We start from the raw sequence: 21,665 nt of genomic DNA, 5'->3' as shown, positions 1-21,665 counted from the left end.
ATTGCTCAATTAGATGAAGCGACTAAGTATTATTCGCATGGTGAATATCGATGCGATCGACCTGAACCTGCTGAGGCTGTTCGACGCGGTCTACCGCACCCGCAATGTCAGCCGCGCGGCCGAGGAGCTCGGCCTTTCGCAACCGGCGACGAGCCAGGCGCTGACGCGCCTGCGGCTGCTGTTGCGCGATCCGCTGTTCGAGCGCGTGGCGGGCGGCGTCAGGCCAACTGCGCGCTCGGAGCGTCTGGCAAATTCGGTCCAGGCCGGCCTCGCGCTACTGGAAGCCGGCCTCAACGAGGGCGAGCGTTTCGACCCTGCCACGACGGAGGCCGAGCTGCGCCTGCATCTCAGCGATATCGGCGAAGGCCGCTTCCTGCCCCCGCTGATGACCACGTTCCGCGAGATCGCGCCGAACCTGCGCATTGTCGCACGCGCCTGGCCGCATGAGGCGATTTCCGAGGCGCTGGACAACGGCCAGCTGCATTTCGCGCTCGGCTTCCTGCCGACGGTGGGAGGCACAGCCCATGCGGAGATGCTGAGCGATCGCTATCAGGTCTTCGTCCGCGCCGACCACCCGGTGACACGCCAGGCCGTCGATGGCGCCTTGAGCGCTGAAGCCATCGCAAAGCTCGATTTCGTCGCCGTGCGCTCGCATGCCCAGACGCAGCGCATGCTGGAGATGCTGCATCTCGACCCGCGCATCCGCCTGGTCGTCTCCAGCTTCATGGCGCTGCCGCCAATCATCCGCGCCACCGACCTCGCCGTGCTGATGCCGCGCCAGATCGGTCTTCATCTCGAGCCGATCGGCGCCTTTGCTCTGCTCGAGCCGGCTTTGCCACAGCGCGATTTCAGCGTCGCCCTGCACTGGAGCCGGCGCCACGCCCAGAACGCGATGCTGGGCTGGGCGCGCGCGATCATCCTCGACCTGTTTCGTCGCCCTCATCGGCCCGGCATTGCAAAGGCCGCGGATCGATAGCGACGCCGCCAGGCCCTGTGCTGCGACAGAAAGCTCATGACCGGCAGACTCAAATCTGGAGCCGGCTTCCGCCTCCGCTCCAACAATCAAGCAGCGAGACCGGCTCCCCAGCGCGTCCGGCTTCCTCGATCGCCAGGCACAGCGCGACGGCGTTGCACTGGTGTGCTGCCGCACCATAACTGAGTGCTGAGAGGCTTTTCGGGAAGGGGTCGCCCTGGCCGCCCCTTCTGCTGCGCCTATCGGAACCGTCCAGAATCTGGGAACACTGGCCGAAGCGCGCCACATGAATTGGGAACTGGGCCGGAGCTGGCGCCTTGCGACGGAAACGCTTGAGATGTGGCCATGATCATCCGCCAGCTCGTCTATCTCGACGCGCTCGCCCGCGAAAAGCATTTCCGCAAGGCGGCCGAGGCCTGCCATGTCTCGCAGCCGACGTTGTCGGCCGCGATCGTCCAGCTCGAGGAGGAGCTCGGCGTATTGATCGTGGAACGCGGCCGGCGCTTCCAGGGGCTGACCCGGGAAGGCGAGGTCGTGCTCGCCCACGCAAGGCGCATGCTGGCCGAAGCCGACCAGATGAAAGGCGCCATCGCCGAGCTACGCGACGGTGTCAGCGGCAAGATCAGGCTCGGCGCCGTGCCAACCGCGCTGCCGATGATCGCGCATATCACCGCGCCGTTCTCGGCACGGTATCCGGGCGCCTCGCTCACCGTGCTGTCGCTGACTTCGACCGAGATCCAGGACGGCATCGACAATTTCGAGCTCGATGTCGGCCTGACCTATCTCGACAACGAGCCGCTCGAACGCGTCGTCTCCAAGCCGATCTATCAGGAAGCCTATGTGCTGCTGACGCGCGAGGACGGCCCGCTCGGCGGACACGAGACGATCACCTGGGCCGAGGCGGCCGCGCTGAAGCTCTGCCTGCTCACCGCTGACATGCAGAACCGGCGCATCATCGACGGCATTTTCCGCTCGGTCGGGCATGCGCCCAAGCCGGCGATCGAGACCAATTCGATCTTCAACCTCTGCTCTCATGCCGGCATTCAGGGCGTCTCCAGCATCGTCTCTTCGCAATTGCTCGAGTTCTTCGGCGTACCGCTCGGCACCAAGGCCTTGCCGTTGGTCGAGCCAGACGCGAAGCGTACGATCGGCTTGATCATGGCCGACCGACACCCGGCCGCGCCGCTTGCCCGCAACCTGCTGACGATGTCCGGCACCATGGTGGATGCCAGCCTGCCACGGCGCCCGATCGTTAAATAGCTCGCAGCTATCGAAGCCGATAGAATGCCATCGATCTTCCTGCCCATCAGCCAGGGCTCTCGCCGCGCCACACGATGCAGGGAAGCGGTTCGCGGATTTTTGATAGATAGTGGCTATCGCATGGTCGGAACAATCGATTTGAAATCATCCTAAACTTCGCCATCCTCTCTCGAAATGCGCAGGCCGGGCGAACGGCCCGCTTGGAGGAGGGACGATGGTCCACTACCCAGCCTGGGACCAGGACGAGGCGCGCTCGATTGTGTCGGGCCTGTCTCATCTCGAAGGAGCCACTCTGCCGATCCTGCATGCGCTGCAGGAGGAGTTCGGCTATATCGATCCGCAGGTCGTGCCGCTGATCGCCGAGGCGCTCAATCTGTCGCGTGCCGACGTGCACGGCACCATCTCCTTCTATCACGACTTCCGCACCGCCCCGCCGCCGCGCAAGATCGTCAAGCTCTGCCGGGCCGAGGCCTGCCAGGCGCTGGGTTGCGACGCCGTCGTCGACGAACTGGCGCGCGAGCACGGCATCGTCGTCGATGAGCATGGCGGGCCTGAGAAGGCCGTGGTCGAGACGGTCTATTGCCTGGGCAATTGCGCGCTCGGTCCCTCCGCTCTGGTCGAGGGCGAACTGCTCGGCCGCGTCGATGCCGACCACATCGCGGCCCTGTGCGGAGCGCGGCAATGAGCGAGGCGATCCGCATCTTCGTCCCGATCGACGCCGCCGCCCTCTCGGTCGGTGCCGAGGCGGTGGCGCAGGCCATCGCCAGGGAAGCGCAGGCGCGTGGCCTCGCCGTTGAGATCGTCCGGAACGGCTCGCGCGGCATGCTCTGGCTCGAGCCGATGGTCGAGGTCGAGACGCCGGAAGGGCGCATCGCCTATGGCCCGGTCGCGGGCAGGGACGTCGCCGCGCTGTTCGAGGCCGGCTTCCAGAGCGGCGGTGCACATAAGCTGCGACTGGGCCCGGTCGACCAGCTCGACTGGCTGAAGCGCCAGCAGCGCCTGACCTTCGAGCGCGTTGGCGTGACCGACCCGCTCTCGCTCGCCGATTACCGCGCTCATGACGGGCTGAAGGGTCTGGAAAAAGCGCTGTCGCTCACCGGCGCCGAGATCGTCGAGGAAGTCCGGGAATCCGGCTTGCGCGGCCGCGGCGGCGCCGGCTTCCCGACCGGGATCAAATGGAAGACCGTCCACGACGCCAAGGCCGATCAGAAATACATCGTCTGCAATGCCGACGAGGGCGATAGCGGCACCTTCGCCGACCGGATGCTGATGGAGGGCGATCCCTTCCTGCTGATCGAAGGCATGACGATCGCCGCGATCGCGGTCGGCGCGACCAAGGGCTACATCTACCTGCGCTCGGAGTACCCGCACGCCCACACCGCGCTGCGGCGAGCGATCCTGAAGGCGCGCAATGCCGGCCTGCTCGGCGCCTCCGTGCTCGGCTCCGGCAAGGCCTTCGAGCTCGAGGTCCGGCTCGGAGCCGGTGCCTATATCTGCGGCGAGGAGACCTCGCTGCTGGAGAGCTTGGAGGGCAAGCGCGCCATCGTCCGGGCCAAGCCGCCGATCCCGGCTCTGCAGGGCCTGTTCGGCAAGCCGACCATCGTCAACAACGTGCTCTCCTTCGCAGCCGTGCCGTGGATCCTGACCCATGGCGCCAAGGCCTATGCCGATTACGGCATGGGTCGCTCGCGTGGCACGCTGCCGGTCCAGCTCGGAGGCAACATCAAGCGTGGCGGGTTGATCGAGCTCGCCTTCGGTATCTCGCTGCGCGAGATCATCGAGGATCTGGGCGGCGGCACGCTGTCGGGCCGGCCGATTCGGGCGGTGCAGGTCGGCGGCCCGCTCGGCGCCTACCTCACCGCCGGACAGCTCGACACGCCGATGGATTACGAGGCGCTGGCCGGCATCAAGGCGATGCTTGGCCATGGCGGCATCGTCGTCTTCGACGACAACGTCGACATGGCCAAGCAAGCACGCTTCGCCTTCGAGTTCTGCGCCAAGGAGAGCTGCGGCAAGTGCACGCCCTGCCGCATCGGCGCGACCCGCGGCGTCGAGCTCGTCGACAAGATCATCGCCGGCACCGAGCGGCCGAAGAACCTCGCCGTGCTGCGCGATCTCAACAAGCTGATGACCGACGCCTCGCTCTGCGCCATGGGGGGCCTGACCCCCATGCCGGTGATGAGCGCGCTCAACCATTTCTTCGAGGATTTCGACCGTCCGCCGGCCGAGCGCCTGCCGCTGGCGGCCGAGTGAGGAGGCATCGATGAGCCTGATCAAGGAAATCGATTTCGGAACGCCGATCCGGGTCGCGGAGAAGACGGTGACACTGACCATCGACGGCGAGAGTGTCACCGTTCCGGCCGGCACCTCGGTGATGGCGGCGGCGATGAGCCTGGGCACCAAGATCCCCAAGCTCTGCGCCACCGACTCGCTCGAACCCTTCGGCTCCTGCCGGCTCTGCCTGGTCGAGATCGAGGGCCGGCGCGGCACGCCCGCCTCGTGCACGACGCCGGCAGAAGAGGGCATGGTCGTCCGGACCCAGTCGGAGAACCTCGCCGGTCTGCGCAAGGGCGTGATGGAGCTCTACATCTCCGACCACCCGCTCGACTGCCTGACCTGCTCGGCCAATGGCGATTGCGAATTGCAGGACATGGCCGGCAGCGTCGGCCTGCGCGAGGTCCGCTACGGCTATGACGGCGAGAACCACGTCAAGCCGCTGGCGATGGAGGGCTACGCCAACGAGAACTGGCTGCCCAAGGACACCTCGAACCCCTATTTCACCTATGACCCCAGCAAGTGCATCGTCTGCAATCGCTGCGTGCGCGCCTGCGCCGAGGTGCAGGGCACTTTCGCGCTGACGATCACCGGCCGCGGCTTCGATTCGCGCGTCGCTGCCGGGCCGACCGACTTCCTCGGCTCCGAATGCGTCTCCTGCGGCGCCTGCGTCCAGGCCTGCCCAACCGCGACGCTGATGGAGAACAAGGTGATCGAGCTCGGCCAGCCCGAGCATTCGAAGGTCACGACCTGCGCCTATTGCGGCGTCGGCTGTTCGTTCAAAGCCGAGATGCAGGGCGACCGCGTCGTGCGCATGGTGCCCTATAAGGACGGCAAGGCGAACGAAGGGCATTCCTGCGTCAAGGGCCGGTTCGCCTGGGGCTATGCGACCCATCAGGATCGCATGACGAAGCCGATGATCAGGGAGAAGATCACCGATCCCTGGCGCGAGGTCTCGTGGGACGAGGCGATCAACTACGCCGCCAGCGAGTTCAAGCGCATCCAGGCCAAATATGGCCGGGAATCGGTCGGCGCCATCACCTCCTCGCGCTGCACCAATGAGGAGGTCTATCTCGTCCAGAAACTGGTGCGCGCCGGCTTCCGCAACAACAATGTCGACACCTGCGCCCGCGTCTGCCATTCGCCGACCGGCTACGGCCTGAAGACCACGCTCGGCACCTCCGCCGGCACACAGGATTTCAAATCGGTCGAGCAGGCCGACGTCATCCTCGTCATCGGCGCCAACCCGACCGACGGCCACCCGGTCTTCGCTTCCAGGATGAAGAAGCGCATCCGCCAGGGCGCCAAGGTGATCGTCGCCGACCCGCGCCGGATCGACATGGTGAAGTCGCCGCACATCAAGGCGCAGTACCATCTCCAGCTTAGGCCCGGCACCAATGTCGCGCTGATCAACGCCCTCGCCCATGTCATCGTCACCGAGGGGCTGATCGACGAGGATTATGTCCGCGAGCGCTGCGATCTCGCCGATTTCGAGGTCTGGGCCCGCTTCGTCGCCGAGGAGCGCAATTCTCCGGAGGCGAGCGAGCAGTATACCGGCGTGCCGGCCGCCGATCTGCGCGCCGCGGCTCGGCTCTATGCCACTGGCGGCAATGGCGCGATCTTCTACGGTCTCGGCGTCACCGAGCACAGCCAGGGCTCGACCATGGTGATGGGCATGGCCAACATCGCCATGGCGACCGGTAATATCGGGCGCGAGGGCGTCGGCGTGAACCCGCTGCGCGGCCAGAACAATGTCCAGGGCTCCTGCGACATGGGCTCGTTCCCGCACGAGTTCACCGGCTATCGTCACGTCTCCGACGACGCCACGCGCGACATCTTCGAGAAGCTCTGGGGCGTCGAGCTCGATCCCGAGCAGGGCTTGCGCATCCCGAACATGCTCGACGATGCGGTCGGCGGCAGCTTCAAGGGTCTCTATGTCCAGGGCGAGGACATCGCCCAGTCCGATCCGAACACCCAGCACGTCACGGCCGGGCTGGCCGCGATGGAATGCGTCGTCATCCAGGACCTGTTCCTGAACGAGACCGCGAAATACGCCCATGTCTTCCTGCCAGGCTCCTCCTTCCTGGAGAAGGACGGCACCTTCACCAATGCCGAGCGCCGCATCAACCGCGTCCGCCAGGTGATGACGCCGCTCTCCGGCAAGGCCGAGTTCCAGGTCACGATCGACCTGGCGCGGGCGCTGGGCCTCCAGATGAACTACGCACATCCCAGCGAGATCATGGACGAGATCGCCCTGGTGACCCCGACCTTCGCCGGCGTCAGCTACGCCAAGCTCGACGAGCTCGGCTCGGTGCAGTGGCCCTGCAACGACAAGGCTCCGTTGGGCACGCCGCTGATGCATGTCGACCGCTTCGTGCGCGGCAAGGGCAAGTTCATGATCACCGAATACGTGCCGACGCAGGAGCGCACCGGCCCGCGCTTCCCGCTGATCCTGACCACCGGGCGCATCCTCTCGCAATACAATGTCGGCGCCCAGACAAGGCGCACCGAGAACCAGGCCTGGCATGACGAGGACGTTCTGGAGATCCACCCCTTCGACGCCGAGAGCCGCGGCATCAAGGACGGCGATCTCGTCGCGCTCGCCAGCCGCTCCGGCGACATCTCGCTACGCGCCGTGATCTCCGAGCGGATGCAGCCTGGCGTGGTCTACACCACCTTCCACCACGCCTCGACCGGCGCCAACGTCATCACCACCGACTATTCCGACTGGGCGACCAACTGCCCGGAATACAAGGTCACCGCGGTCGAGGTCCGCAGGACCAACTATTATTCGCAATGGCAGGAGCGCAATCGCGAGGAGGACATCTCGCTGCGCCTGATCGCGGGGCGCCTGCCCGATGCCGCGGAATAGCCCACCCGCCCAGCCGCCGGCGAGCCACGCGGTCCCGATCCGGACCGTGCGCTTCAGCGCAGCTGCGACGGTGCGCGACGCCAGCGCCGAGGTCGCGGTCGAGGCTCCGGTCAACATCGTCTATGGCAACATGCCCTATGCGGTGATGATGACGACGCCGTCCGATCTGGAGGATTTCGTCGCCGGATTCTCCCTGACCGAGGGCATCATTCGCGGCATCGACGAAATCAGGTCCATCGTGGTGACGCCGCAGGACGAGGGCATCGTCGCGACCGTCGAGCTGGCGCCGGGCCGCTTCCGCGAGCATCTGGCGCGCCGGCGCAATCTCTCCGGCCGCACGGCCTGCGGCCTCTGCGGCGTCGAGACCCTGACCGATCTGCCGACAGCGCAGACCGCATGCCGCGCGGATCTTCCGATCGCAGCGGACGCGATCGCCAGGGCGCTCGCCGAACTGGATACCCATCAGCAGCTCAACCGACTGACCCGTTCGGTCCATGCCGCCGCCTGGTGCGATCGTGGCGGCGCAATCCTGGCGGTGCGCGAGGATGTCGGCCGCCACAATGCCCTCGACAAGCTGATCGGCGCACGCCTGCGTGCCGGCCATGACGGGAGCGACGGATTCATGATGGTTACCAGCCGAGCCTCTTTCGAGATGGTCGAGAAGGCGGCGATCTTCGGGGCGGGCACCTTGGTCGCGATCTCGGCGCCGACCTCGCTGGCGATCGAGCGGGCGAACGCGCTCGGCCTGACCCTGGTCTGCATCGCGCGCGCCGATTCCGCGACGGTCTTCGCCGGCCGTCTCGCCGACACCGTGGAGAGCGCAGCGAGATGATCGAGGTTACGAACGCCAGAACGATGAGCCATGACCATGCCGGCGAGCATCTCGCCAAGCTCGCCTTCATGGCCAACCAGATCAGCGATTTTTTCAAGTCCTATCCCGAGGAGCAGGCGATCGCCGCGATCGCCGACCACATCAACCAGTTCTGGACGAAGCGCATGCGCGAGGAGTTCCGGACCGGCTTCGAGGCGGATGCGACGGCCCTGTCGCCGCTCGTACGGCAGGCGCGCGCCAGGGTCAGGCCGGGCAATTGACCGGCTGAGCCGCCCCTCGCGCGCCCCGGCAATCCGCTAGCCGCGCCGGCTCCCCGCCATCTCCGCCAGCGCCACCGCATCCGCGCCAGCCGGGAAGTGGAGTCGGCCCGAGCTGTCGTTCGCCGCCTGCCAGACGACCTCCGCGACGTCGCTCTCCCTGGTCACCAAGGCCGGCTTGGCGAAGGCGGCGAAGATCGGCTCGGCGAAGGCGACGTAGCTCGCCGGGATCATGTCCTCGATGCGCACGCCGCTGTTCTGCGTGAAGCGCGTAGTCGGGGCATAGCCCGGCTCGACCAGCTTGGCCCGGATGCCGAAATGGCCGAGCTCATGGGCGAGCGAGCCGGTGAAGCCCTCGATCGCCTGCTTGCTCGCCGTATAGGCCGCCGCCAGCGGCATCGACACCAGCGTGACGCTGGAGGTGACGTTGACGATCGCGCCGGAGCGGCGCTCCCGGAATTGCGGTATCACCGCCTGGCACATCGCCATGGTCCCGAAGGTGTTGGTCTCGAAGACCTTGCGGACATGCTCCATCGGCGTCGCCTCGAAGGCGCCGACCACGCCGATCCCGGCATTGTTGACGAGGACGTCGATCGGCCCCGCTTCCGCCAGCGCCGCCGCGATGCTGTCCACATCCGTCACGTCGAGCGGCATGATGCGCAGCGCCTGCGAGCGCGGCAGGATGTCCTCGCGCGGCGTGCGCATGGTCGCGACAACGTTCCAGTCCTGCGCGAGGAAATGGCGGGCGGTCTCCAGACCATAGCCCGAGGAGCAACCGGTGATCAGCACCGTCTTCATGATGATGTCCTTGCTGGTTTCGATGCTACCGTGATACGAGCAGCGTTCAGGACGATCTACGATCGATAGTCCATATTTGATTTGAGATAGTCCGGATCATGATCGACCCGCTCGCCGAGATCATCAGCCTGCTGCGGCCGCGGGCGGTGTTCACCAAGGGCATCAGCGGCGCCGGACGCTGGGCTGTGCGTTATGCCGATTTCGGCCATCCCAGCTTCTGCGCGGTCGTCGAGGGCAGCTGCCGCCTCGCCGTCGACGGAGAGGAGGCCCTGACCCTGGCGGCCGGCGATTTCGTGCTGCTGCCGACCACACCCGGCTTCACCATGTCCAGCTTCGAGCCGGCGACGCCGGTGCTGATCACGCCCGATCTTGCGCCCTCGCCTGATACCGAGCTGCGCCATGGCGATCCCGACGCCCCGGCGAATGTGCGCCTGCTCGGCGGCTACTTCACCTTCGATGTCGACGAGGCCGGCCTGCTCGTCTCATTGCTGCCGGCGCAGATCCAGATCCGCGACGTCCCGCGGCTCTCGACCCTGGTGCGGCTCCTCATCGAGGAATCCGGCGCGCAGCGGCCCGGCCGGGAGCTGGTGCTCGGCCGCCTCGTCGAGATCCTGCTGGTCGAGGCGCTACGGCTGACGCAGGCGGCGGATGCGCCGGCAGGGCTCCTGCGCGGCCTCGGCGATGCCAGGCTGGCGGACGCCATCCGCAGCATCCATGCCGAGCCGGCCCGCGCCTGGACCATGGCCCGGCTCGCCCGGGAGGCCGGGCTGTCGCGCTCGGCCTTCTTCGAGCGCTTCGCCCGCAATGTCGGCGTGCCGCCGATGGAATACCTGCTGGGCTGGCGGATGGCGCTGGCCAAGGACCTGCTGCGCCGGCGTGACGTTGACCTCGCCGAGGTCGCCGAGCGGGTCGGCTATGGCTCGGCCAGCACCTTCAGCACGGCCTTCAGCCGCCATGTCGGCCAGCCGCCCGGCCGCTACGCCCGCAGCCTGACGGAACGAGCGGCCACGACGGAGCGGTCTACTTCACCACGAAGCCGTGCGCGAACGGGTCGCGGTCGTCGATGAAGATAGTGTTGTAGCCGGTCATTCGGGCCCAGCCGGCGATCGAGGGGATGATCGCCTGGCGGTTCGCCACCGTCGTCGCCGCCTCGACCCGGCCCTTGAACAGCGAGCCGATGATCGATTCATGGACGAATTCGTCGCCGACCGCGAGCTTGCCCTTGGCGGCGAGCTGCGCCATCCGCGCCGAGGTGCCGGTGCCGCAGGGCGAGCGGTCGATCGCCTTCTCGCCATAGAACACGGCGTTGCGGGCATGGGCGCCGTCCTGCGTCGCCTTGCCGGTCCACTGGATGTGGGAGAGACCCTGGATCTCCGGATGCTCCGGATGGACGAACTCGTATTTGGCGTTCAGCGCCGCCCGCAGCTTCGGCGACCAGCCGACGAGCTCGCCGGCGGTGTGGTCGGCCATGTCCCGGAAATTCTTCTGCGGCTCGACGATCGCGTAGAAATTGCCGCCATAGGCGACGTCGACGACGATCTCGCCGAGCCCCTCGACCTCGGCGGTCAGCCCTTCCGCATAGAGGAAGCCCGGCACATTGGTGAGGCGGACCTCCTCGACGAAGCGCCCCTCCTGGCGATAGCTGATGTCGACCTTGCCGGCCGGCGCGTCGATCGAGAGCCTGCCCGGCTCGCGTGGCGTGATCAGCCCGTTCTCGATGCCCATGGTGATCGTGCCGATCGTGCCATGTCCGCACATCGGCAGGCAGCCCGAGGTCTCGATGAACAGCACGGCGACATCGCAATCGGGCCGCGTCGGCGGATAGAGGATCGAGCCCGACATCATGTCGTGCCCGCGCGGCTCGAACATCAGTCCGGTGCGGATCCAGTCGAACTCGCGCAAGAAATGCGCCCGCTTCTCCAGCATGGTCGCGCCTTCCAGGCGCGGCCCGCCGCCCGAAACCAGGCGGACCGGGTTGCCGCAGGTGTGGCCGTCGATGCAGGAGAAGGTGTGGCTGGCCATGGTTCAGAACTTTCCTGAGGCGTGCAGAGCCTGCTTGAAGTCATGTCGGCTTTTTGAATACATCATGTATACAGATTTGCAACGATAGAACGAGGCAACGCCATGACCGACCTGACGATCCTCAGCATGGAGGCGCTGACGCGCCGGATCGAGGCGGTCTTCCGCAAGGGCGGGTTGTCGCCGCTTCATGCGGCCGCCCTTGCCCGCGTGATCGCGGCCGGCGAGCGCGACGGCTGCAAATCGCATGGCGTCTACCGGGTCGAAGGCTGCCTGCGCACCATCAAGGCCGGCAAGGTCGCGCCCGACGCCGAGCCGGTCCTGCATGACGACGGCTCCGCCGTGCTGCGGATTTCGGCCGGCGGCGCCTTCTCCTGCGCCGGCTTCGAGCTAGGGGCTCCGGCCCTCGCCGAGCGAGCCAGGAAGCTCGGCCTCGCCGCTCTGGTGATCAACGACTGCACGCATTTCTCGGCGCTGTGGCCGGAAGTGGAGGTCCTGGCTGGGATGGGCGTCGCCGCGCTGGCGATGTGCCCGAGCTACGCCACCGTCGCGCCCTCGGGCGGAACCAGCGCCCTGCTCGGCACCAATCCCCTCGCCTTCGGCTGGCCGCGCCAGCACGGGCATCCTTACGTCTTCGACTTCGCCACCAGCGTCGCGGCCCGCGGCGAGATCGAATTGTATCGCCGGGCCGGCAAGCCCCTGCCCGAGGGCTGGGCCCTCGATTCCGCGGGCGAGCCGACCACCGACCCGACGGCCGCGCTCGCCGGCGCGATGCTGCCCTTCGGCGGCCACAAGGGGTCGGCGATCTCGACCATGATCGAATTACTGGCCGGAGTGATGATCGGCGACCTGACCAGCCAGGGCGCGCTCGATTTCTTGGGCACCACGACACTGGCGCCGCAGCATGGCGAACTGATCCTGGCGTTCTCGCCCGAGCGCTTTTCCGCCGGCCGCCCCGGCGATCCGTTCGCCCGCGCCGAGGTCCTGTTCGAGGCGATCGCCGGCCAGGGCGCCCGCCTGCCCTCGCAGCGCCGCTTCAAGGCCCGCGAGGGCTCGCTGGCGGACGGCATCGCCCTGACCGCGGCCGAGATCGAGCAACTCGACCGGCTGGAGGCGCTGGGGCTCGACGCAGTCGCCTGACCAACGAGAAAGCCACAGGCCTGGCAGGACTGTCAGTCCACGACCCATAGCTGATCTTCAAGCGCCAGAAGATATCCGCAGCCATATCGCCATCGTTACATGCATCGAACTCAGTTCGATCTTAGGTCGGAGACAACTGCCGATCCAATGACGAACAGTAAAAATGCACTTAAAATGACCAACAAAATCCATAGCCAGACATTCTCTGGCACAGAGATGCCAGCTTTGCTCAAAAGCGCTACGATAATAATCAAGATAGTTATAAATAATATAACTAAAGGCAGACTATATAAGAAAAATGCACCGAACGCGATAAAAATCAGATGAGAACCTTCGTTTAGGCGCATCAATCTGTCCAAATGAGGTCGCGGGTTCTGTCAGGCATTAACCGAAACATATTTGTCTTACCAAATGCTAAGAGTCCGACGCTTCCCCGCCCGGGTTGGGAAAGTCGCTGGATTGCGAGCGCCCGCTCTCGACCCAACTGAGACACTCGTCCCGTCGGGCAGCTTGTCAGCTATGGCCCAATAGAGAGGCCCTCCCGTCGCCGGGAGGGCTGTTCCCGAGCAACCCTCAGGCAACGCTCTTCTGCACCACCGCAGCCTGCCTCGACCACTGCGCGTACCAGCCGTCGAACAGCTTGAGCTGCGCCTCGACATAGCCGCGCTGGCTCTCGCCGAGCTCGTCGGTCGGGTTGAAGTGCAGGGCGTACTCGGCGTCGCCCTTCAGCACCATCATGTGCTTGAAATAGAGGACGAGCTCCGGCCCCTCGTCGAAGGAGGAGAGCACCGCGAGCGCCGCCTCCAGCTCGAGCGCGAGGCGCCGCGCCTCGACATCGCCCTTCGCCGCCGCCTGGCTCAGGCCGACCATGTGCAGCACCTCCCTGGGCAGCACGCAGCCGATGCCGGTGATGGCGCCGATCGCGCCGCAATTGACGAAGCCGTGGAAGACGCAGGTGTCGACGCCGATCATCAGCGAAACGTCATCGTCGCGGCTGGTGATGTTTTCGGCGGCATAGCGCATGTCGGCCGCCCCGCCGAACTCCTTGAAGCCGACCAGGTTGGGATGCTCGGCCCGCAGCGCGAAGAACAGGTCGGCGCGGGTGGCGAAGCCATAATAGGGGCTGTTGTAGATCACTGCCGGCAGATCGGGAGCCGCGGCGAGAATCGCCTTGAAATGGTGGCGCTGCGCCTCGACCACCGAGCCGCGCGACAGCACGCGCGGGATCACCATCAGCCCCTTGGCGCCGACCTTCTGGGCATGGGCGGCGTGGGCAACGGCAGAGGCGGTGTTGACCGCGCCGGTGCCGACGATCACCGGCACGCCGGCCTTCACCAGGGCCTCGACGCCTTCCATACGCTGCGCATCGGTCAGCAGCGGCCAGTCACCCATCGAGCCGCAATAGACCACGGCCGACATGCCGGTGGCGATCAGCTCCTTGCCCTTGCGCACCAGCGCATCGAAGTCTGGACTGCGGTCGTCCTTGCAGGGGGTCATCAGCGCCGGCATGCAGCCGGAAAAGATCTGGGCCTTCATCACGCGCTCCTCGGGCTGGCGGTTCCATGGACGGCCTGTCTCGCCGCCTTGATCGACAGCCATAATACTCCTTGTATTTTATTTGTCGACAAGAAAAATTTCGACGCATCAGCCCACCGGGCACACGCCGACAGGCCCGAGCCCGGAGCGGCAGTTGAGTTGGCTCGAGAAAGTGGCCCTACAGCGCCAGCGTCTGGCGCCGGTCGCGCGCGATCAATTGCTGGATCTGCTGGACGATCTGATCGGCATGGGCCTTGGCCAGCCGGTCGGCGCCGTCGACGTCGCGGGCCGCGATTGCCGCGATCATTTCTTCATGCTCCGCCACATAGCGCTGCGGCAGGCGATCCTCGAAAGAGGAGTAATATAGCCGCAGGATGCGCCGGCCCTCGTCGAGCAGGCGGCAGAACAGTCCCGTGTAATACGGGTTGCGCCCGGCTTCGGCGATGGCGGCATGGAAATCACGGTTGGTCGCGATCATCGCGAGCGCATCATGAGCCTCGACGGCCCTGGCAAACGCCGTTTGCCGGGCGCGGATCACGTCGAGATCCCCCGGCACGTGGAACTCAGCCGCCAGCCTTGTGGTGACGCGATACATCAGCGTGATCGCGTCGAAGAAGGTATGCAGGTTTAGGAAGTCGATGGTCGACACCACCGTCGAGCGATTGGGCAGCGTCGTCACCAACCCCTCGCTCGCCAGTCGCACCAGCGCCTCACGGATCGGCGTGCGCGACATCGACAGCCGCTCGGCCAGCTGGATCTCGTCGATCGGGCTGCCCGGGGGCAGCACCAGGTCGATGATGTCGTCGCGCAGGATGTCATAGACGAGCTTGACGCCCTCGCCCCGCTTGCGCTCGGCCGGAGCCGCCGTGGTCCTGTAGGTCATGTCGTCACCCATTGTCGACACGACAAATACAGATTGCACCCAGAGGCAGCAACCGCGCCGGCCGAGACCGGCGCCGTCGATCGGGCTCAGCCGCCGATCTGCCGGATCGCGATCTTGTTGAAGGCAGGCTTGCCCTCGCCCTGCTGCTCGATCGCGACCTCGCCATTGCGGACCTCGAAGCGCAGCACGGTCGCGCCGGCGCCACGCCAATCGGCGGTCTCGCCGTCATCCTCGTACAGCTCGCCGGAAGCGCCCTCGACCACGCCGCAGACCAGCAGCTCGCGCTCATTGCCGATGCCCTTGGCATCGCCGAGCGGGATCAGCGCCCCGGCGCGCACGAACAGCGGCAAACGGCCGAGCGGCGCGGGGACCGTGACAGTGACGCCGCCGGGATAGTGCTCGCCATTGTGCCAGTCATACCAGCCACCCTCGTGCTGCGGCAGGTAGACGGCGCGCTCGCGTGCGCCTTCCTCCAGCACCGGCGCGACCAGCACGTCCGGACCGAGCATGAAGACGTCGTCGACCGCGACCGCCGTCGCATCCTGCGGGAAATCGTAGAGCAGCGGGCGCACCGCCGGGATGCCGTCGCGGCTCGCCCGCCACATCTGGGTGTAGAGATAGGGCATCAGCCGGTAGCGCAGGCAGATCGCCTCGCGCACCTGCGGCACCATCTCCGGATACATCCAGGGCAGGTTGACCACGCCGTCATCGTTCCAGGAGTTCATCACCATGCGCGGCCACAGCGCGCAGAACTCGTTGAAGCGGACGAACAGCTCCGGCCCCGGCGTCGGGCCATGGAAACCACCGACATCGTGGCCGATCGAGAACATGCCCGACAGGCTCATATTGAGCCCCTGGGTCAGGTTGTAGCGCAGCGTCTTCCAGGCGGTCTCGTTGTCGCCCGACCAGGTCTGGGCATAGCGCGAGATGCCGGCGCAGCCGCCGCGCGTGATCGAATACTGGCGCTTGCCCGGCTCGCGCGCAGCCTGCGTCTCATAGGAGAGCTTGGTCATCAGCAGCGGCTGCGCCGGGCGCGCCAGCGCCTGCCGGAACGGACGCCCGTCGCCGTCGCAGACGGCGTCCTCGTCCCAGATCTCGTATTCGTTGTTGTCGTTCCAGACCGTGGTGAAGCCGTGGTCGAGCAACGCCGTCTCGATGCCGGCGCGCCACCAGGCCCGCCCCTTCGGATTGGTGAAATCGATATGGAAGCCGAGCCCGTCCCAGAACTGCGCCACCGCCGGCTCGCCCGTCTTGGAATCCTTGACCAGGAAGCCCTGGTCCAGCGCTTCCTTGAGGCGCGGATGGTCGTCGAGCAGGCAGGGCTTTAGATTGGCGACGGTCTGCATGCCGGCCTTGTTCAGCCGCTTCATCGTCGCCAGCGGCTCCGGGAACTTGTCGCGGTTCCAGTTGAAGGCGTAGCGGCGCTGGCCGATCTGGGTATAGCCCGAGCCGAAATGGAAGCTGTCGCAGGGGATGGCGTGCTTGCGGCATTTGGCGATGAAGTCGCTGATCCTTGCATCCGCATCGGGCGCATCGGCGATCGCCATCGAGGTGACGCCGAAGCCGAAGGACCAGCGCGGCGCAAAAGCCTGCCCCCCGGTCAGCCAGGAGAAGCGCCTGACCACATCAGGCACGGTCGGGCCGGCTAAGACGTAATAGTCGAGATCGCCGTCATCGCCTTTCCAGGAGCGGAACAGGCCATGGTAATTGTCGAGCGTGCAGCCGAGGTCGACGCTGCCGGTCGAGAGGTTGTCGTAGAAGACGCCATGGGCGCCCGCCTTCCCATCGACGATGAAGAAGGGCAGCATCTTGTAGAGCGGGTCGGAAAGCTCGGCATCGAAGCCGCAGGGATCGACCGCATCGATGGAAAAGCGCCGCCCGGTCCGGTCGAGCGGGCCGGCCTTGTCGCCGAGCCCGTAGTGCCGCTCGGCATAGTCGCGCGCCATGAAATGCGCCACTGCGCCGGTGCGCGGCGAGATCAGATAGGCCTGCGTCGTGCGGTCCTGCAGAAAGGGCTGCGCCTCGCCCTCGCGCCGCCAGGCGATACCGAAGGGCGAGAGCGTGACTTCGGCGACAAGACCGCCGGCCGAGAGCGTGACCTTGCCTTCGCTCTCGCTGACGCTCGCCTGCGGGCAGGTGAAACCGGAGAGATCGTCGCGCGGGCGGCCCTCATAGGGCGGCTCCAGCCCGCCGGGCGCGATCGACCAGCCGCGGTCGAGCCGGTAGCCATCCTGCGGCTTCAGCGTCACCCGGCCGATATCCCCTTCGAGGATGCGCACGGCGATCGTCGCACCGAGGCCGACATCGAACAAGGCGGCTTCGCCGTCGCGGCCGAGATAGCGGCCTTGCGTCAGGGCTTTCATGGGATCTCTCTAGTCAGTCGTCAGGACCGGACGGCCCGGCCGTTCTCGTCGAACAGGTGCAGATGCGGCTGCGGGAAGGCGAGCGCGACGGCAGAGCCGCGCTGATGCTCGCTCTGGCCGTCGAGCCGGAGCGTAATCTGCGGCAATCCCGGCGAAGCGCCGTAAAGATAGCTCTCGCCGCCGAGGCGCTCGACCAGCTCGATCGTCAGCGGCACGCCGCCATCCGGCGCAGCGAGCGCCAGGTGCTCCGGCCGGATGCCGAGCGTGACAGAGGCACCTGCGGCAAGGCTCCCGGTCGAGCAGGCGACCTCATGCCCGGCCTCGCCGAGCGCGACCGTGCCGCTCCGCACAACCTTGCCCGGGAGGAGGTTCATGCGCGGCGAGCCGATGAAACCGGCGACGAAGAGATTGTCCGGCCGGTTGTAGAGTTCGAGCGGCGTGCCGACCTGCTCGATCTTTCCGCCATGGAGCACGACGATGCGATGCGCCAGCGTCATCGCCTCGACCTGGTCGTGGGTAACGTAGATCATCGTGCCGCCGATCTCGGCATGCAGCGCGGCGAGCTCCTTGCGGGTCGCGACGCGCAGTTCGGCGTCGAGGTTCGAGAGCGGCTCGTCGAACAGAAAGATCTTGGGGTCGCGCACGATGGCGCGGCCGATGGCGACGCGCTGGCGCTGGCCGCCGGAGAGCGCCTTGGGCTTGCGCTCGAGATAGTCGGTCAGGCGCAGCATGCCGGCGGCGCGCTTCACCCGCCTGTCGATCTCGTCGCGCTTGAAGCCCATGTTTTCCAGCGCGAAGGCCATGTTCGCGTAGACGCTCATATGCGGATAGAGCGCATAGGACTGGAACACCATGGCGAGGCCGCGCTCGGAGGCCGGCAGCCCGGTGACGTCGGCACCGTCGATCGCGATCGTGCCGCCGCTGATGGTCTCCAGCCCGGCGATCGAGCGCAGCAGCGTCGACTTTCCGCAGCCGGAGGGGCCGACGAAAACGACGAATTCGCCATCGGCGACGTCGAGGTCGATGCCATGCAGCACCGTGGTCGCGCCATAGGCCTTGCGGACGCCGGAGAGACTCAGTCCCGCCATTATTTCATTCCCGTATTGGCGATGCCGGTGGTGATGAAGCGCTGCAGGAAGACGAAGACCAGCGCGACCGGAAGCAGCGTCACCACCGTCATCGCGAGCAGGTAGTGCCACTGCGTCTGCAACTCGCCCTGGAAGGCGTTGAGGCCGATCTGCAGCGTGTAGGCCTCGGTCTTGGTGAGAACGGCGAGCGGCCAGAGGAACTCGTTCCAGCGCCACATGATCGAGAAGATCGCGAGCACGGCCAGCGCTGGCATGGCCAGCGGCATGACGATGCGCCAGTAGATCTGCCACTCCGAGGCCTTGTCCATGCGCGCCGCCTCGATCAGGTCGCGCGGCAGGGTCAGCATGTACTGGCGCAGCAGGAAGACGCCGGTCGGCGTCGCCGCGCCCGGCAGGATCACCGCCCAGAGCGAATTGACCAGGCCGAGCTTGGTGATGACGAGATAGACCGGCACCAGGATGATGGTGATCGGGATCATCAGCGTGCCGATTACCATCAGCATCACCGCCGTCTTGCCGCGGAACTCGTAGATCGAGAGCGCATAGGCCGCCATCGAGTTGATCACCAAAGTGATCAGCGTCGCGACGACGGTGACGAAGACCGAGTTCCAGAGGAAGCGCGTGAAGGCGAAGCGCTCCAGCGGCTCTGTGTAGTTCTCGGTCGCGAGCTTGAACTCGCGCACCGGGGTGCGCTTGTCGATCGGCACGCGGATGCTCTGGCCGGGATTGGCCGGGTCGACCATCTGCGCCTGGATGCCGATGCGCCGGACCTGCGCCAGTATCCGCTTGGAGCCATCCTCCATCGTCACTTCGAACAGCGGCAGCGGCTGGGCATGGCCCTCGACCCGGACCTCCTTCTGCGACATCGGCAGCAGCGAGGGCGGGAATTCGAGCAGACCGGCCTGCGTCTTAAAGGAGGAGAGGCCGAGCCAGAGCACCGGCCCGAACATCAGCACGACGCCGAGCCCGAGATAGGCGTAAGCTGCGATATCGGTCCAGTGCCAGCGGCCGGGATTGCGCCGGGCCACCGCCATGCGGGCGAGCCTGTTCATGCCGCCCCCTTGCGGCGGCTCGCCGCGAGCTGGGCCAGCGTCAGCGCAAACAGCACGACACCGAGCACGACGGAGGCGGCCGCCGCCAGGCCGAAATTCTGGACCTGATTGGCGAAGGCGGTCTCATAGATGTAGTGCACCACCATCAGCGTCGCGGTGCCCGGGCCGCCGCCGGTCAGGACGAAGACCTCGTCGAAGGTCTGCACGCCACGGATCAGCGCCAGCACGATCACCACGATCATGTTCGGCCAGAGCAATGGCAGGGTGATGCGCCAGAATGTGCGCCAGCGCGGCGTCGCATCCATCTCGGCGGCTTCATAGAGATCGGCGGGGATCGCCTGCAGGCCGGCGAGCAGGATCAGCGTGTAGAAGCCCATATGGGCCCAGATCGAGACGAAGACGATCCAGAACATCGCCCAGCTCGGATCGACCAGGAACAGGATGCGCTCGCCGCCGAGCGAGGTGATCGCGGCATTGAGCAGGCCGTCGCGCTGCAGGATCCATTTCCAGGTCAGCGCCACCACCACCGGCGAGAGCAGCACCGGGAAGAAATAGACGGCGCGGAAGAAGCCGCGCGCCTTGATCTTCATGTTCAGCACCACCGCCGTCAGCAGCGAGAACAGCACCATCGCCGTGACCTGGAAGACGGTGAAACGGGCGGTATTGGACACGCCGCGCCAGAAATGGTCCTCGCGGCAGGAGGACGGGTCGAGGAACGAGCCGCAATCGAAGAGATAGGCGTATTGCTGCGCCCCGACATAAGGCCGCTCCGAAGGGAACAGCCCCGCCCCGCCCGTCACCGAGAAGATGAAGTTGATGATGAGCGGCAGGAAGACGAAGAGCGAGAAGAAGACGAGATTGGGCAGGAGGAAGACATAGGCCATCCGGCGCTCGCCGATCAGCCGCTGCAGAACCTGCATCGGCCGGTCGATCAGGCGCATCAGCATCGCGAGCGGCGCAGCGAAGAGGCTCGCTGCACCAGCGCGTTCCGGCTGCGCCGCGGGGATCGGAGCGTCGGAGGCCATTCGGCTTACTTCTTGCGCTCGGCGATCTGCTGGGCGATGTCGGATTCGATCCGCTTATAGGCCTCGTCGAGGCTGCCCTCGCCCGAGATCGCCTGGCCGAGCCGGCTGATCACCGCGTTGAAGATGACGCGGTTGCTCGTATAGCCCTGCAATTGATAGGCGACCGGCGAGAGCTGCGCGACCTGGTCGGAGAAGACCTTGAGCGCGGCCTTGGCCGGCGCGCTGGCGCCCTGGTAGTCGAGGCCCTTGGCGGCGATGCCGAGATGGCCGGGCACGAACAGCGAGCGGGCATAGAACTCGCTCAGCACCGGCTCGCTGGCGAGGTATTCCATCACCTTGGCGACGGCTTCCGGGCTTTTGGTCGTCTTGATCGCGACGAGACCGGCCCCGCCCGGCATGCCCGAGCAGCCGCCAGCGCCACAGGGCGAGGGAACCGCGATCCAGTCGAAGGCGTCGCCGACGGTCTTGTCGAACTGGGCGATCTGCCAGGAGCCCGACTGGTACATCACCACCTGGGCGTTCTTGAACTCGTCATTGGCGCCGCGATAGGCGGTGCCGGAGACCGAGCCCCAGAGTTCCTTCTTCATCACGCCGTTCTGGTGCCAGTCATAGACCAGCTTGGCGCCGCGCTTGAAACCGTCGTCGATCACCGCCGGCTCGCCCTTGGCGTCGAAGACCTTGGCGCCCTCAGAAACGGCGACCGAGAAGAAGCGGTGGCCGGAGCGGTCCATCGCCAGCGGGAACGGCGCCTGGACCTTGGCCGCGACGTCCTTGACCGCCTTGCCCCAATCCTCCCAGGTCGCCTTGGCGCCCGGCAGGGCGATGCCGGCCTGCTCAAACAGCGTCTTGTTGACGAAGGGCCCGGTGACGGTGAGCTGAGTCATGAAGCCGGTGATGGCCTTGGTGTCGCCTTCAGGGCGCATCCAGGGCAGGAACGGCCCGAAATTCTTTTCCCAGTAGGCTGCGTCCTTGAGGTGCGGCCGCAGGTCGAGCGCATAGCGGGCGATGCCGCCGAGGTCGACGACGCGGGCGATGTCGGGCCCCTGGCCCGAGGCGAGCTGGACCGGAAGGTTCTCGGTGATGGCCTTGTAGGGCACCTGGTCGAGCACGACCTTGATGTCCTTGTTCTGGGCCTCGAAGCGCTTGAGCAGGTCGGTGATGACCTCGCCCTCATTGCCGTCGGAATACCACGCGATGCGCACCGTGGTCTGGGCTTGCGCGATCCCGCCAATGACGAGGCCGGCCGTCAAGGCGAGTGCCGAAATCCAATGCTTGCTGTGCATGAGCGTTCCA

Annotated in this window: 18 protein-coding genes; 9 read left to right on the top strand and 9 right to left on the bottom strand. The window is 66.3% G+C overall.

What is annotated here, in order from left to right; genetic code table 11:
- Nucleotides 1–37: 37 nt before the first annotated feature.
- From BMZ69_RS14900 to BMZ69_RS14870, 7 genes are all read left to right on the top strand, one after another.
- A complete protein-coding gene (locus BMZ69_RS14900) occupies nucleotides 38–976 on the top strand; it encodes a LysR family transcriptional regulator (protein ID WP_210188028.1) in 939 nt (312 codons plus the stop codon).
- Between the two features lie 342 nt (nucleotides 977–1,318).
- On the top strand, nucleotides 1,319–2,233 hold the full coding sequence (locus BMZ69_RS14895; RefSeq protein ID WP_092157827.1) for a LysR family transcriptional regulator: 915 nt from the start codon (nucleotides 1,319–1,321) through the stop codon (nucleotides 2,231–2,233).
- Nucleotides 2,234–2,447: 214 nt separating this feature from the next.
- Complete coding sequence (locus BMZ69_RS14890; RefSeq protein WP_092157825.1) at nucleotides 2,448–2,918, top strand: NAD(P)H-dependent oxidoreductase subunit E; 471 nt, start codon at nucleotides 2,448–2,450, stop codon at nucleotides 2,916–2,918.
- A complete protein-coding gene (locus tag BMZ69_RS14885) occupies nucleotides 2,915–4,486 on the top strand; it encodes a formate dehydrogenase beta subunit (RefSeq protein WP_092157823.1) in 1,572 nt (523 codons plus the stop codon). The genes BMZ69_RS14890 and BMZ69_RS14885 overlap by 4 nt, the downstream gene beginning before the upstream one ends.
- A 10-nt stretch (nucleotides 4,487–4,496) precedes the next feature.
- A complete protein-coding gene (gene fdhF / locus BMZ69_RS14880) occupies nucleotides 4,497–7,379 on the top strand; it encodes a formate dehydrogenase subunit alpha (protein ID WP_092157821.1) in 2,883 nt (960 codons plus the stop codon).
- Nucleotides 7,366–8,211: a formate dehydrogenase accessory sulfurtransferase FdhD gene (fdhD, locus tag BMZ69_RS14875; protein WP_092157819.1), complete on the top strand. Its 846-nt coding sequence runs from the start codon at nucleotides 7,366–7,368 to the stop codon at nucleotides 8,209–8,211. The genes fdhF and fdhD overlap by 14 nt, the downstream gene beginning before the upstream one ends.
- Nucleotides 8,208–8,471, top strand: a complete 264-nt coding sequence (locus BMZ69_RS14870) for a formate dehydrogenase subunit delta (protein ID WP_244543375.1) — start codon at nucleotides 8,208–8,210, stop codon at nucleotides 8,469–8,471. Before fdhD ends, BMZ69_RS14870 begins: the two co-directional genes overlap by 4 nt.
- Nucleotides 8,472–8,507: 36 nt before the next feature.
- On the opposite strand, the gene BMZ69_RS14865 is transcribed toward BMZ69_RS14870, so the two are convergent.
- On the bottom strand, nucleotides 8,508–9,266 hold the full coding sequence (locus BMZ69_RS14865; RefSeq protein ID WP_092157817.1) for an SDR family oxidoreductase: 759 nt from the start codon (nucleotides 9,264–9,266) through the stop codon (nucleotides 8,508–8,510).
- A 98-nt stretch (nucleotides 9,267–9,364) separates the two neighbouring features.
- Between BMZ69_RS14865 and BMZ69_RS14860 the strand changes: the two genes are divergently transcribed.
- Entirely contained in the window at nucleotides 9,365–10,333 is a 969-nt protein-coding gene (locus BMZ69_RS14860; RefSeq protein ID WP_092157815.1) for an AraC family transcriptional regulator, read from the top strand.
- Here the strand turns inward: BMZ69_RS14860 and BMZ69_RS14855 are convergent.
- Entirely contained in the window at nucleotides 10,287–11,288 is a 1,002-nt protein-coding gene (locus BMZ69_RS14855) for a 4-hydroxyproline epimerase (protein WP_092157813.1), read from the bottom strand. The genes BMZ69_RS14860 and BMZ69_RS14855 overlap by 47 nt on opposite strands.
- A gap of 102 nt (nucleotides 11,289–11,390) precedes the next feature.
- Between BMZ69_RS14855 and BMZ69_RS14850 the strand changes: the two genes are divergently transcribed.
- A complete protein-coding gene (locus tag BMZ69_RS14850; RefSeq protein WP_092157811.1) occupies nucleotides 11,391–12,425 on the top strand; it encodes an Ldh family oxidoreductase in 1,035 nt (344 codons plus the stop codon).
- Between the two features lie 573 nt (nucleotides 12,426–12,998).
- Here the strand turns inward: BMZ69_RS14850 and BMZ69_RS14845 are convergent.
- The 7 genes from BMZ69_RS14845 to BMZ69_RS14815 all read right to left on the bottom strand — a co-directional run bounded on the left by BMZ69_RS14845 (nucleotide 12,999) and on the right by BMZ69_RS14815 (nucleotide 21,655).
- Nucleotides 12,999–13,961, bottom strand: coding sequence for a dihydrodipicolinate synthase family protein (locus tag BMZ69_RS14845; RefSeq protein ID WP_092157901.1), 963 nt, complete (start codon nucleotides 13,959–13,961; stop codon nucleotides 12,999–13,001).
- Nucleotides 13,962–14,139: 178 nt separating this feature from the next.
- A complete protein-coding gene (locus BMZ69_RS14840) occupies nucleotides 14,140–14,844 on the bottom strand; it encodes a GntR family transcriptional regulator (protein WP_092157809.1) in 705 nt (234 codons plus the stop codon).
- A gap of 86 nt (nucleotides 14,845–14,930) precedes the next feature.
- Complete coding sequence (locus BMZ69_RS14835) at nucleotides 14,931–17,207, bottom strand: glycoside hydrolase family 31 protein (RefSeq protein ID WP_092157806.1); 2,277 nt, start codon at nucleotides 17,205–17,207, stop codon at nucleotides 14,931–14,933.
- A gap of 20 nt (nucleotides 17,208–17,227) precedes the next feature.
- Nucleotides 17,228–18,295, bottom strand: a complete 1,068-nt coding sequence (gene ugpC, locus BMZ69_RS14830) for an ABC transporter ATP-binding protein (RefSeq protein WP_092157804.1) — start codon at nucleotides 18,293–18,295, stop codon at nucleotides 17,228–17,230.
- Nucleotides 18,295–19,347, bottom strand: coding sequence for a carbohydrate ABC transporter permease (locus tag BMZ69_RS14825; RefSeq protein ID WP_092157802.1), 1,053 nt, complete (start codon nucleotides 19,345–19,347; stop codon nucleotides 18,295–18,297). Before BMZ69_RS14825 ends, ugpC begins: the two co-directional genes overlap by 1 nt.
- Nucleotides 19,344–20,294 (bottom strand): carbohydrate ABC transporter permease, encoded by a 951-nt coding sequence (locus tag BMZ69_RS14820; RefSeq protein WP_244543379.1) that lies wholly within the window; start codon nucleotides 20,292–20,294, stop codon nucleotides 19,344–19,346. The genes BMZ69_RS14825 and BMZ69_RS14820 overlap by 4 nt, the downstream gene beginning before the upstream one ends.
- Before the next feature lie 83 nt (nucleotides 20,295–20,377).
- Complete coding sequence (locus BMZ69_RS14815) at nucleotides 20,378–21,655, bottom strand: ABC transporter substrate-binding protein (protein WP_092157798.1); 1,278 nt, start codon at nucleotides 21,653–21,655, stop codon at nucleotides 20,378–20,380.
- Nucleotides 21,656–21,665 lie beyond the last annotated feature (10 nt).

Source organism: Allobosea sp. CRIB-10 (assembly GCF_900112185.1).
Lineage (GTDB): Bacteria > Pseudomonadota > Alphaproteobacteria > Rhizobiales > Beijerinckiaceae > Allobosea.
This window is presented reverse-complemented; position numbering and strand designations above follow the sequence as displayed.

Excerpts from the sequence above, each read along its gene's own strand:
- BMZ69_RS14900 (WP_210188028.1), top strand. The coding sequence starts at position 38 with ATGGTGAATATCGATGCGATCGACCTGAACCTGCTGAGGCTGTTCGAC.
- BMZ69_RS14895 (WP_092157827.1), top strand. The coding sequence starts at position 1,319 with ATGATCATCCGCCAGCTCGTCTATCTCGACGCGCTCGCCCGCGAAAAG.
- BMZ69_RS14890 (WP_092157825.1), top strand. The coding sequence starts at position 2,448 with ATGGTCCACTACCCAGCCTGGGACCAGGACGAGGCGCGCTCGATTGTG.
- BMZ69_RS14885 (WP_092157823.1), top strand. The coding sequence starts at position 2,915 with ATGAGCGAGGCGATCCGCATCTTCGTCCCGATCGACGCCGCCGCCCTC.
- fdhF (WP_092157821.1), top strand. The coding sequence starts at position 4,497 with ATGAGCCTGATCAAGGAAATCGATTTCGGAACGCCGATCCGGGTCGCG.
- fdhD (WP_092157819.1), top strand. The coding sequence starts at position 7,366 with ATGCCGCGGAATAGCCCACCCGCCCAGCCGCCGGCGAGCCACGCGGTC.
- BMZ69_RS14870 (WP_244543375.1), top strand. The coding sequence starts at position 8,208 with ATGATCGAGGTTACGAACGCCAGAACGATGAGCCATGACCATGCCGGC.
- BMZ69_RS14865 (WP_092157817.1), bottom strand. The coding sequence starts at position 9,266 with ATGAAGACGGTGCTGATCACCGGTTGCTCCTCGGGCTATGGTCTGGAG.
- BMZ69_RS14860 (WP_092157815.1), top strand. The coding sequence starts at position 9,365 with ATGATCGACCCGCTCGCCGAGATCATCAGCCTGCTGCGGCCGCGGGCG.
- BMZ69_RS14855 (WP_092157813.1), bottom strand. The coding sequence starts at position 11,288 with ATGGCCAGCCACACCTTCTCCTGCATCGACGGCCACACCTGCGGCAAC.
- BMZ69_RS14850 (WP_092157811.1), top strand. The coding sequence starts at position 11,391 with ATGACCGACCTGACGATCCTCAGCATGGAGGCGCTGACGCGCCGGATC.
- BMZ69_RS14845 (WP_092157901.1), bottom strand. The coding sequence starts at position 13,961 with ATGAAGGCCCAGATCTTTTCCGGCTGCATGCCGGCGCTGATGACCCCC.
- BMZ69_RS14840 (WP_092157809.1), bottom strand. The coding sequence starts at position 14,844 with ATGACCTACAGGACCACGGCGGCTCCGGCCGAGCGCAAGCGGGGCGAG.
- BMZ69_RS14835 (WP_092157806.1), bottom strand. The coding sequence starts at position 17,207 with ATGAAAGCCCTGACGCAAGGCCGCTATCTCGGCCGCGACGGCGAAGCC.
- ugpC (WP_092157804.1), bottom strand. The coding sequence starts at position 18,295 with ATGGCGGGACTGAGTCTCTCCGGCGTCCGCAAGGCCTATGGCGCGACC.
- BMZ69_RS14825 (WP_092157802.1), bottom strand. The coding sequence starts at position 19,347 with ATGAACAGGCTCGCCCGCATGGCGGTGGCCCGGCGCAATCCCGGCCGC.
- BMZ69_RS14820 (WP_244543379.1), bottom strand. The coding sequence starts at position 20,294 with ATGCTGATGCGCCTGATCGACCGGCCGATGCAGGTTCTGCAGCGGCTG.
- BMZ69_RS14815 (WP_092157798.1), bottom strand. The coding sequence starts at position 21,655 with ATGCACAGCAAGCATTGGATTTCGGCACTCGCCTTGACGGCCGGCCTC.